Below are 10,307 nucleotides of genomic sequence, written 5' to 3'. Positions count from 1 at the left end.
GGCGGATGAATTTCGAAAGCCCCTATGTCGATATGCCGATGCGGCTCACGGTGCGGCAGAATCTCACCGTGTTCGGCAAGCTCTATGCGGTGAAAAATCTTGCTGGCCGCATAGCCGAACTTGCCGAGGCGCTCGACCTCGGCGATTTCATCGACCGCGCCAACGGCAAGCTCTCCGCCGGGCAGAAGACCCGCGTCGCCTTGGCGAAGGCGCTGATCAACCAGCCCGAGCTGCTGCTCCTGGACGAACCGACGGCCTCGCTCGACCCCGACACCGCGGACTGGGTGCGCGCGCATCTGGAGCGGTATCGGAAGCAGAACAACGCCACCATCCTCCTCGCCTCGCACAACATGCTCGAGGTCGAGCGACTCTGCGACCGCGTCATCATCATGAAGCGCGGCCGCATCGAGGACGACGACACGCCCGAAGCCATCATGGCCCGCTACAACCGCACCACGCTCGAGGAGGTCTTTCTGGACGTCGCCCGCGGCCGGGTGAATGGGGCGACGGAGGCGGTGAGGTGAGGCAGCCCACGTGTCTCATCCGTCATTCCGGCGCGCGCGGAGCGCGAGCCCGGAATCCATTTCGCCGCGTGTGCTGCGGGCCGATGGATTCCGGGCTCGATGCTGCGCATCGCCCCGGAATGACAGCTCCTTTCGAGATGAAGGAGCGGCCATGACCGACCTCTCCCTCCACTCCGGCATCTCCATCCACCGCATCGGCGCGATGATCCTGCGCTATTGGTACCTCTTGCTGTCGTCCTGGCCGCGGCTGCTCGAGCTGCTCTATTGGCCCGCACTGCAGGTCATCACGTGGGGGTTCCTGCAGCACTACATCGCCGAGAACGCCAACTTCTTCGCGCGCGCCGGCGGCACGCTGATCGGTGCCGTGATCCTCTGGGACATCCTGTTCCGAGGACAGCTCGGCTTCTCCATCTCCTTCCTCGAGGAGATGTGGGCGCGCAATCTCGGCAATCTCATGATGAGCCCCTTGAGGCCGATCGAGTTTCTGCTGTCGCTGATGGTCATGAGCCTGATCCGGCTTGCGATCGGGATCATTCCGATGACGCTGCTGGCGCTGTTCCTGTTTCACTTCAACGTCTACGCCCTCGGCCTGCCGCTGATCGCGTTCTTCTGCAACCTGATCTTCACGAGCTGGTCGGTCGGGATCTTCGTCTCGGGTCTCGTGCTGCGGAACGGCCTCGGCGCCGAGAGTATCGTCTGGACGTTGATGTTCGCGATCCTGCCGCTCGCCTGCGTGTATTATCCCGTCAGCGTGCTGCCCGGCTGGCTGCAATACGTCGCCTGGGCGTTGCCGCCGACCTATGCCTTCGAGGGCATGCGCGCGCTGCTGATCGAGCACACCTTCAGGACCGATCTGATGCTGCAGGCGTTGGCCATCAATGCCGTGCTTCTGGCTGCATCTTTTTGGGCATTCCTTGCCCTTTTGCGCAGCGCCCGGGAGCATGGCTCGCTGCTGTCGGGAGGCGAATAGGGTCACTTTCCCGTGGATTCAGGCTGATTTAGCCACCTCGGCTACGTAGATGTACGGAAGCATGCATTGACGCAATATTACGCATTCGGCAGTATGCTGCGATGCGAAGAGGAATATAGCGATGCCCATTGGTGAGTTCGGCGGCGCCCCGCCCCTGGCTGCAGAAGGCAGTCCAGTCCTGACGACGCCGATGTACTGGATGTACGAGATGGCCCATGCCGCTCTCAATCCGGCACGTGCGGTCACCGACGCGACCAAGCTGCTGTTTCAAAATCCCCTCAATCCCTGGACGCGCACCGAGGTCGGCAAGTCGGTCGCTGCGGCCTGCGAACTCTTCGAGCGCACCACGCGCCGCTACGGCAAGCCGGAATGGGGCCTCAACGACACCGAGGTCAACGGCATTCGCGTTCCCGTCGAAGTCCGCTCGGTCTGGGAAAAGCCGTTCTGCAACCTGCTCTACTTCGATCGCAAGTTCACCCGCCCGCTGCGCAGCCCGCAGCCACGCGTGCTGATCGTGGCGCCGATGTCCGGCCATTATGCGACGCTGCTTCGCGGCACGGTGGAAGCTTTCCTGCCGGCGCATGAGGTCTACATCACCGACTGGGCCGATGCCCGCATGGTGCCGCTCAGCGAAGGCCGCTTCGATCTCGACGACTACATCGATTATGTCATCGAGATGCTGCATGTCCTCGGCGGCAACACCCATGTCATCGCGGTGTGCCAGCCTTCCGTCCCCGTCCTCGCCGCCGTCTCGATCATGGAAGCGCGGCGCGATCCCTTCGTGCCGACCTCCATGACGCTGATGGGCGGGCCGATCGACACTCGCAGCAATCCGACCGCGGTGAACAACCTCGCCCAGGAGCGCGGCATCGACTGGTTCCGCAACCACGTCATCACCAAGGTGCCGTTCCCGCATCCGGGCATGATGCGCGATGTCTATCCGGGATTCCTGCAGCTCAACGGCTTCATCAGCATGAATTTCGACCGGCACATGGACGCGCACAAGCAGCTTTTCGCCAATCTGGTGAAGGGCGACGGCGACCTCGTCGACAAGCATCGCGACTTCTACGACGAATATCTCGCGGTGATGGATCTCTCGGCCGAGTATTACCTTCAGACGGTCGACACCGTGTTCGTGAAGCACTCGCTGCCGAAGGGCGAGATGACTCATCGCGGAACCCGCGTCGATCCTTCCCTGGTCAAGCGCGTCGCGCTGATGACGGTCGAAGGCGAGAACGACGACATCTCCGGTCTCGGTCAGACCGAAGCGACGCACACTTTGTGCTCCTCGATTCCCGATCATCGCCGCGTTCATTACGTCCAGAAAGGTGTCGGACATTACGGCGTGTTCAACGGATCGCGATTCAAGTCGGAGATCGTGCCGCGGATTCACGACTTCATGGTTTCGGCTGCGAATCCTGCGTCGTTGCGGGCTCTCGCGGCTGAATAGACAGCGATTTCGGCTTTCCCGTCGAAATTTCAGCCCCGGCCGGGTCCCCCAGCAGGGGCAAGTTCCCTCCAGATTCGCGGTATTTGGATAGTCTTCTAGGAGTGAGTCAGTGCTCACCCCTTGGGGGTGCCGCATGCGTCCAGCGAGGGCGAAAAAAGCCGGTTCCAACCCCAGTCTGTAGGGTCTCCCGGACGCCGGACCGCTGTATATTGGGCAAATGATTTGTTTTTGCGCCGAGCGCTTCCCATGGCGGCGGTTATGGCAGAATCCGGGCGCTCTCCTGCCCCCCGGACTGACAGACATGGCCACTCGCGCACTCCTTTATCGTCGGCCCCACGAGCCGAAGACCCTGGTCATCACCCACGGATCGCAATTCTTTGCGATTCGGCTGCGCCGGCACCGCCGCGCGCGCCGCTACACGCTCCGAATTCACCCGAGCGACCGTGAAGCCATCCTCACTATGCCGCCGCGCGGCACGCTCGCCGAAGCCAAGGACTTCGCGCAGCGTCACGGCGCATGGATCGCGGCACGTCTCGGCCGCCTGCCGAAGGCGGCGCCGTTCCAGCCGGGCACGGTGATACCGCTGCGCGGCACGCCGCATCGCATCGTTCATCGCGCAGGCGCCCGCGGCACGGTGTGGACCGAGACCCGTGACAGCGGCGAGCGCATTCTCTGCGTCGCCGGGGGCCTCGAGCATGTCGACCGCCGCGTCGGCGACTTCCTCAAGCGCGAAGCGCGCAAGGATCTCCAGCGCTCGGCGGAAGCCTATGCCGCCGAACTCGGCGTCAGGGTCAAGCGGCTCTCGATCCGCGACCAGTCCAGCCGCTGGGGCTCCTGCACCTCGGCCGGCTCGTTGTCGTTCTCCTGGCGCCTGATCCTCGCGCCGCCCTTCGTGCTCGACTATCTCGCCGCCCACGAGGTCGCCCATCTCGTCGAGATGAACCACTCGGCGCGTTTCTGGCGCGTCTGCGGCAAGGTCTGCCCGTCAATGGAGCGTGCCAAGAAGTGGCTCGACACGTACGGGAACGACCTGCACCGGTATGGCGTCGAGGATTAGGACTGGTCCGAGTAGGGCCACGCTGCAATTCAGGAACACCGTCTCGCCCGCGAAAGCGGGCGATTCAGTACGCCGTGACGTCGGTGATTGAATCGAGACGCTGCGGCGTACTGGATCCCTGCTTTCGCGGGGACTGACCGGCGGAGGACAAGGCAGCATCAGCGCTCGATTCTCGCCACAATTTGCGACGCTTGCGCCGTTTGCCTGATTACCTCCGTTGCATCAAACGCTTCGAACGATTTACCCAGCGTCACGCCTGAGGTCGCGTTCTACTGTGCATGGGGTTGTTTTCGCAGTTTTGTTGTGAGGCCCTCAACAAGGCCTATCGATTGCCGCCGAACAGCCGGTCCATCAGCCAGCCATCGAGCCCAGCGGCTGGCTCGGGCCGCACATTGGCGCGCGTCGGAGGCGGCGGGCGATAGCCGCCCGCGTTGTTCGCGGGAGCCGGTGCGGCAGGCGTCGGCGGCGACACCTGCGAGGCTGCCTGCGCGAGGTTCGACAAGCCCCAGCCGCCGGGTGCGCTCGGCAGGGCCGCCACAGGCACGCCCTCATGCGCGGCCTTCATGAAGCGCGACCAGACTTCCACCGGCAGGCCGCCGCCGGTCGCCTTCTTGGTCGGCGAGTTGTCGTCATTGCCGAGCCAGACGCCGGTGACGAGGTTCGCGGTGTAGCCGATGAACCAGGCGTCGCGATAATCCTGGCTGGTGCCGGTCTTGCCCGCGGCCGGCCAGCCCGGGATCTCCGCTTTCTTGGCGGTGCCCGAAACAAGCGTCTCCCGCATCATCGCATTCATCATGCCGACGTGGCGCGGGTCGACGACCTGGTTGCGCTCCTCCGGCTGGCGCATGTAGAGCAGCTTGCCGCTGAGCGTCCTGATCCGCGTGACCACATGCGGCGACACCGCGAGGCCGCCATTGGCGAACGGCGCGTAGGCGCCGACCAGCTCGACCATGGAGACTTCGGACGTGCCGAGCGCGATCGAGGCGTTGGGCTCGAGCTTGGACGAGATGCCGAGCCGGTGCGCGGTGCGCACGACATTCTTCGGCCCGACCTCGAGGCCGAGGCGGATCGCGACCGTGTTGAGCGACATCGCAAGGGCCTGCGTCAGCGTCACCGAGCCGAAATATTCGTGGGTGTAGTTCTCGGGCTTCCAGCCCTTCACCTCGATCGGCGCGTCCTGGCGCATCGTGTCCGGCGTCAGGCCCTGCTCGAGAGCGGTGAGATAGACAAACGGCTTGAACGAGGAGCCCGGCTGACGCCTGGCGGTGACCGCGCGGTTGTACTGGCTGTCGGAGTAGTTCCGCCCGCCCACCATGGCGCGCACCGCGCCGTCGGGCGTCATCGCCACCAGCGCGCCCTGGCTGACGTTGAACTTGACGCTCTTGGCCGCGAGCTCGTCGATGATGGCGGCTTCCGCCACGCTCTGCAGCTTCGGATCGATGGTGGTCTCGACCTTGATGCTCTCGTCGATCTGGCCGACCAGATCGTCCAGCACCTCGCCGATCCAGTCGGCGACGTAATTGACGGTGCCGGCGCCGGCCGGCTTCACGTTGTAGGAGGGATGGCCGATCGACGCCTTGGCCTGCGCATCGGTGATGAAGTTCGCATCCGCCATCGCCGCCAGCACGATCTGCGCGCGCGCTTCGGCGCCTTCCGGGTTGCGGTTCGGCGCAAGGCGCGACGGCGACTTGACGAGGCCGGCGAGCATCGCCGCTTCCGCGACCGTCACGCTCTTGGCCGACTTGCCGAAATATTTCTGCGCAGCCGCCTCCACGCCATAGGCGCCCGAGCCGAAATAGACGCGGTTGAGATAGAGCTCCAGGATCTCGTCCTTGGAGTGCTTGCGCTCAAGCCAGATCGCGAGCTCCGCCTCCTGCAGCTTGCGCCGGATGGTGCGCTCCTGCGTGAGAAACAGGTTCTTCGCGAGCTGCTGCGTCAGCGTCGAGCCGCCCTGCGACACGCCGCGATGCATGACGTTGGTGACCAGCGCGCGCGCGATGCCGACCGGGTCGATGCCGAAATGCGAATAGAAGCGGCGATCCTCGATGGCGATGAACGCCTTGGGCAAATACGGCGGCAAATCCTTCAGTGCGACATTGGCGCCGGCCATCTCGCCGCGCTGCGCCAGCAGGCTGCCGTCGATGCCGACGATCTGGATCGTCGGCGGGCGCTTGGGGATCTCCAGCGACTGGATCGGCGGCAGGTGCGCGCCGACATAGACCACGACGCCGGTCACGGCGATGGCGCCCCACAGGCTCAGCACCGCGCCCCAATAGACCAGGCGACCGAGGCTGAAGCCGCCACGCGACTTCGCGCGCCGCTTGGCGCCGCTGCGGCCGCTCGGTGCCTTGCGCTCACGCGGCGGCTCGTCGCCGGCATCGTCGCTCTTGCGCTTGGTGGATGATTTCGCTGATTTCTTCGGCTTGTCCTCGCCGCCGGGAATGCGGTCCGCCGGGTTAAGGCGCAGATCGGCGAGCGCCGCAGGCAAGCCGAACAGCGGCTCCTTCCGCGCACCCTTTTTCTTTCCCCACGCCATACGCAAAACGCCCGGTCAGACCGCCCCGCCGAGACGCTAGCGGCCGCTGTTTAAGGCCCGGTTACCCCGGCGTTAACGCGCGATTAGGAGATGGGGCATTCGCCCCTCGCGGTTCCGCATTCGCGGCGGCGAGAGTAGGATCGCCTATCAATAAGTAGAGGGAGCGCCATGGGCCATATCGATCCGACCAAGGAGATCTTCGCGCAGTTCCGGGACAACGACCGCCCCGGTCCGATCCACATGCTCAACCTGGTCCGCCTGCGCAAAGAGGCGGCCTATCCCGATGGCCGCAAGGCCAGCGGCGCGGAGGCCTATGCCGCCTATGGCCGCGAAAGCGGCCCGGTCTTCGAACGCCTCGGCGGCCGCATCGTCTGGCAGGGCAAATTCGAGCTGATGCTGATCGGTCCGCAGGAGGAACGCTGGGACCATTGCTTTATCGCCGAATATCCCAGCGTCTCCGCCTTCGTCGAGATGATCCGCGATCCCGTCTACCGCGAGGCGGTGAAGCACCGCCAGGCCGCTGTAGAGGATTCGCGGCTGATCCGGCATGCCGTGCTCCCGGTGGGAAAGAATTTCGGCGAGATACCGACGTAGATTGTAGGGTGGGTTAGCGCAGCGGCGGCGCGAAGCGCAGTCCGCTGGGCGTAACCCACCTCTTCTCGTTCCCGTGTATCGGCAGAAGTGGTGGGTTACGCCTTCGGCTAACCCACCCTACGAGACCAGCGCCTAGCCCGACGGGCCGGTGTCCTCGATGATCGGTCCGAACAGCTCCCAGCGTTCGCCGTTGAACTTCATCATCTGCATCTGCTTGTTGACGCGGTAGTCGTTCGGGCCGGTGGTGATCTTGATACCGGGCAGCGCCAGGCTCGGCGTGAAGCCCTTGATGTTGGCGGCCTGCTTCATCACGTTCTCGCGCGTCAGGTCGTCGCCGCATTGCTTCAGCACCTGCACCAGCAGCTCGGCGACCGAATAAGCATAGGTGTTGATGGTGTTGAGCTTGTCGCCCTCCGGGAAATACTTGTCCATGAAGGCGAAGAAGGCCTTCACGCCGGGATCGTCCTTCCACTGGGGATCGCCGGGGTCCTTGCCGTAATTGGTCGAGATGATGCCCTTGGAGATGTCAAGGCCGGCCGGCTTCAGCGTCGCCGACACCGGGCTCGCATTGATGTCGAGGATGTGCACCGGGGTCCAGCCGAGGTCGGCGAGCTTCTTGATCGCCTGTGCCGCGAATTTCGGCGTGGAGGCGTCATAGAACAGATCGACGCCCATCGACTTCAGCTTGACCACCTGGGAATCGACGGTCGGGTCGGTCACCTCGTAGGAGACCTCGCCGACGATCATGTTGGCCTTGTCGCCGAGGCCGCTCTTGAGGCCGGCGAGATAGTCGCGGCCCATGTCGTCGTTCTGGTAGAGCACGCCGATCTTGGCGTTGGGGTGGTTGGCGAGAATGTATTTGGCGTAGATCCGCCCCTCGGACACGTAGTTGGGATTATAGGCCATGGTCCAGGGGTAGTTCTGCGGATCGTTGAATCGCGCGGCGCCGGTCGAAGCCAGGAGCTGCGGGATCTTCTTGCCGTTGAGGTATTTCTGCACGGCGGCGTTCGCGGCGGTTCCGATCAGCTGGAAGGTGAACAGCACTTCGTCGCCTTCGACGAGCTTGCGCACCTGCTCGACGGTCTTCGGCGGCGAATAGGCGTCGTCATACTGGATTAGGTTGATCTTACGGCCGTTGATGCCGCCCTGATCGTTGATCATCTTGAAGTAAGCGGCCTGGGTCTTGCCGATATTGGCATAGACGGAGTAGGCGCCGGAGAACGGCACGGTTTGGCCGATCTTTATCTCCGTGTCGGTCGCGCCGGTGTCGTATTTCTTCTGGGCGAGGGCCTGGCTGGTCGAGACTGCGAAGGCGAATGCCGCCGTGGCAGCCATGAAGGCTCTGCGATTGTTCATATGGAAATGTTCCTCCTGACGGAATTATCGGCCGATGGTCTTTTCCGTTGATTGCAACGGTCGCCATCGCTGCCGAAGATTGTGGAGGAAGGTTTGCCGCCGCGCAAGGATCGCGGCGCTGCGCCGTAGCGTCTCAGGCGAGAAACAAGGCGACCAGGGCGACGGCCGCCGGCAGCGCCTGCACCATCAGGATCCGCGTGCTGACGGTCGCGGCGCCATAGGCGCCGGCCACGATCACGCAGAGCAGGAAGAAGACCTTGATCTGGAGCGCGAAGGCGGGGTTGCCGTGGACGAGTCCCCAGATCAGGCCGGCAGCGAGAAAGCCGTTATAAAGGCCTTGATTGGCGGCCAGCACTTTGGTGATCTCGGCCTTTTCGGGCGAATTCCGAAACACCTTCAGTCCCAGAGGCTTGTCCCAGAGAAACATCTCCAGGGCCAGGAAGTACACGTGCAGTGCCGCGACAAGCGCCACCAAGACATTGGCGATCCAGATCAAGTTGAGCCCCCCAAAAGCGTCAGCTTTCGGGTGGACGTTAGCACGGCCACCATGGCAAGTGCGACGGCATGTTTCGATGCAATGGTGGCACCATGCCCGCGCGATCAGCCAAACTGTCCGCAAGCTTCGATCTCGACCGCCTAGCGACGCCAATCGGGATCGCGCTGCTCGTCACCGACGCCGAGGGCGCGTTGCGCGCGCTCGACTGGGAAGACTATGAGCATCGCATGCGCCAGCTGTTGCGCTTGCACCATGGCGCGGTGGATCTGCGTGACCAGACGGCCCCGGCGGAGCTGCGGACTGCGTTGTCGCGCTATTTCGACGGCGATCTCGGTCAGCTCTCGGGCATCACATGGCGCGTCGCCGGCACCCCGTTCCAGCAAAAGGTCTGGACCGCGCTCGCGCAAATCCCCGCCGGCGCGACGATGAGCTATGGCGCGCTCGCCGCGCAGATCGGCATGCCCAAAGCCATTCGCGCCGTCGGCCATGCCAACGGCTCCAACCCAATCAGCGTGGTGCTGCCCTGCCATCGCCTCATCGGCGCGGATGGTTCGCTGGTGAAGTACGGCGGCGGCCTCGAGCGCAAGCGCTGGCTGCTACGGCATGAGGGGGTGGAGGTGTAGGCGTGGCGCGCTATCTTCTCCACTCGTCATTCCGGGGCGCGCGTAGCGCGAGCCCGGAATCCATCGGGCGACACCGAGGGTGCCGATAAATGGATCCGGGTTCGCCGCTTACGCGGCGCCCCGGAATGACAAGTGGAGAGACACGCGCGCCCGCTCACGCCGCCGGCTGTACCGCCTTGTCGCCGGCCATCACATGGGTCAGGGCGCTCTTGATCGCGGCCTGGCGCGTCGGCGCATTGATCTGCGCGCCCAGGAGATCGGTGACGTAGAACACGTCGCGGGCGCGCTCGCCGAAGGTCGCGACATGGGCCGAGGCGATGTTGAGGTTGAGCTTCGAGATCGCGGTCGTCAGCTCGTAGAGCAGTCCGGGCCGGTCGAGGCCGGAGACCTCGATCACGGTGTAACGGTCGGACCATTGGTTGTTGATGGTGACTTCCGGCTCGATCACGAACGGTCGTGCCTTGCTGCGCACGGTGCGCCGCGCCACCACTTCGGGCAGGCGCAGCTTGCCTTCCAGCACGTCCTCGATCATCTCGCCGATGCGGGTGGCGCGCCGTCCCTCGTCCTCGTCGCGGTCGTATTCCCGCGAGATCGAGATGGTGTCGAGCGCGCGGCCGTCGGTCGTGGTGTAGATCTGGGCGTCGACGATGTTGGCGCCGGCCGAGGCACAGGCGCCCGCGATGATCGACAGCAGCCAGGGA

At 64.3% G+C, this 10,307-nt stretch carries 10 protein-coding genes; 6 read left to right on the top strand and 4 right to left on the bottom strand.

Annotation, left to right across the window (positions count from 1 at the left end; translation table 11 throughout):
- The 4 genes from JHD07_RS15460 to JHD07_RS15445 form a co-directional block, all read left to right on the top strand.
- Positions 1–524, top strand: a 524-nt coding sequence (locus JHD07_RS15460; RefSeq protein ID WP_291623652.1) for an ABC transporter ATP-binding protein, incomplete at its 5' end; no start/stop codon positions are given.
- Positions 525–675: 151 nt separating this feature from the next.
- The gene (locus JHD07_RS15455) at positions 676–1,494 is read left to right on the top strand and encodes an ABC transporter permease (protein WP_291623650.1); all 819 of its coding nucleotides are present in this window, start codon (positions 676–678) and stop codon (positions 1,492–1,494) included.
- Positions 1,495–1,615: 121 nt separating this feature from the next.
- Positions 1,616–2,944 carry a polyhydroxyalkanoate depolymerase gene (phaZ, locus tag JHD07_RS15450; RefSeq protein ID WP_291623648.1) on the top strand — a complete coding sequence of 443 codons (1,329 nt, stop codon included), beginning with the start codon at positions 1,616–1,618 and terminating at the stop codon, positions 2,942–2,944.
- Between the two features lie 217 nt (positions 2,945–3,161).
- Entirely contained in the window at positions 3,162–4,001 is an 840-nt protein-coding gene (locus JHD07_RS15445) for a SprT family zinc-dependent metalloprotease (RefSeq protein WP_291623646.1), read from the top strand.
- 322 nt (positions 4,002–4,323) lie between these two features.
- On the opposite strand, the gene JHD07_RS15440 is transcribed toward JHD07_RS15445, so the two are convergent.
- Positions 4,324–6,537 (bottom strand): transglycosylase domain-containing protein, encoded by a 2,214-nt coding sequence (locus JHD07_RS15440; RefSeq protein ID WP_291623644.1) that lies wholly within the window; start codon positions 6,535–6,537, stop codon positions 4,324–4,326.
- Between the two features lie 168 nt (positions 6,538–6,705).
- On the opposite strand from JHD07_RS15440, the gene JHD07_RS15435 reads away from it, so the two are divergent.
- The gene (locus JHD07_RS15435) at positions 6,706–7,131 is read left to right on the top strand and encodes a DUF1330 domain-containing protein (RefSeq protein WP_291623642.1); all 426 of its coding nucleotides are present in this window, start codon (positions 6,706–6,708) and stop codon (positions 7,129–7,131) included.
- A gap of 132 nt (positions 7,132–7,263) precedes the next feature.
- On the opposite strand, the gene JHD07_RS15430 is transcribed toward JHD07_RS15435, so the two are convergent.
- Positions 7,264–8,487, bottom strand: coding sequence for an ABC transporter substrate-binding protein (locus JHD07_RS15430; protein ID WP_291623641.1), 1,224 nt, complete (start codon positions 8,485–8,487; stop codon positions 7,264–7,266).
- A 133-nt stretch (positions 8,488–8,620) separates the two neighbouring features.
- Entirely contained in the window at positions 8,621–8,983 is a 363-nt protein-coding gene (locus tag JHD07_RS15425) for a DUF1304 domain-containing protein (protein WP_291623640.1), read from the bottom strand.
- Between the two features lie 92 nt (positions 8,984–9,075).
- On the opposite strand from JHD07_RS15425, the gene JHD07_RS15420 reads away from it, so the two are divergent.
- Positions 9,076–9,606: a methylated-DNA--[protein]-cysteine S-methyltransferase gene (locus tag JHD07_RS15420; RefSeq protein ID WP_291623638.1), complete on the top strand. Its 531-nt coding sequence runs from the start codon at positions 9,076–9,078 to the stop codon at positions 9,604–9,606.
- Between the two features lie 154 nt (positions 9,607–9,760).
- On the opposite strand, the gene JHD07_RS15415 is transcribed toward JHD07_RS15420, so the two are convergent.
- The coding region (locus JHD07_RS15415; RefSeq protein ID WP_291623636.1) for an ACT domain-containing protein at positions 9,761–10,307 on the bottom strand (547 nt) is incomplete at its 5' end.

It is taken from the genome of Bradyrhizobium sp. (genome assembly GCF_016462955.1).
Lineage (GTDB): Bacteria > Pseudomonadota > Alphaproteobacteria > Rhizobiales > Xanthobacteraceae > Bradyrhizobium.
Note: the sequence above shows the minus strand (reverse complement) of the source record. Positions and strands in the feature narration are given on the sequence as shown.

Bases quoted from the DNA above. Each gene is read 5' to 3' on its own strand.
- JHD07_RS15455 (WP_291623650.1), top strand. From the start codon at position 676: ATGACCGACCTCTCCCTCCACTCCGGCATCTCCATCCACCGCATCGGC.
- phaZ (WP_291623648.1), top strand. From the start codon at position 1,616: ATGCCCATTGGTGAGTTCGGCGGCGCCCCGCCCCTGGCTGCAGAAGGC.
- JHD07_RS15445 (WP_291623646.1), top strand. From the start codon at position 3,162: ATGATTTGTTTTTGCGCCGAGCGCTTCCCATGGCGGCGGTTATGGCAG.
- JHD07_RS15440 (WP_291623644.1), bottom strand. From the start codon at position 6,537: ATGGCGTGGGGAAAGAAAAAGGGTGCGCGGAAGGAGCCGCTGTTCGGC.
- JHD07_RS15435 (WP_291623642.1), top strand. From the start codon at position 6,706: ATGGGCCATATCGATCCGACCAAGGAGATCTTCGCGCAGTTCCGGGAC.
- JHD07_RS15430 (WP_291623641.1), bottom strand. From the start codon at position 8,487: ATGAACAATCGCAGAGCCTTCATGGCTGCCACGGCGGCATTCGCCTTC.
- JHD07_RS15420 (WP_291623638.1), top strand. From the start codon at position 9,076: ATGCCCGCGCGATCAGCCAAACTGTCCGCAAGCTTCGATCTCGACCGC.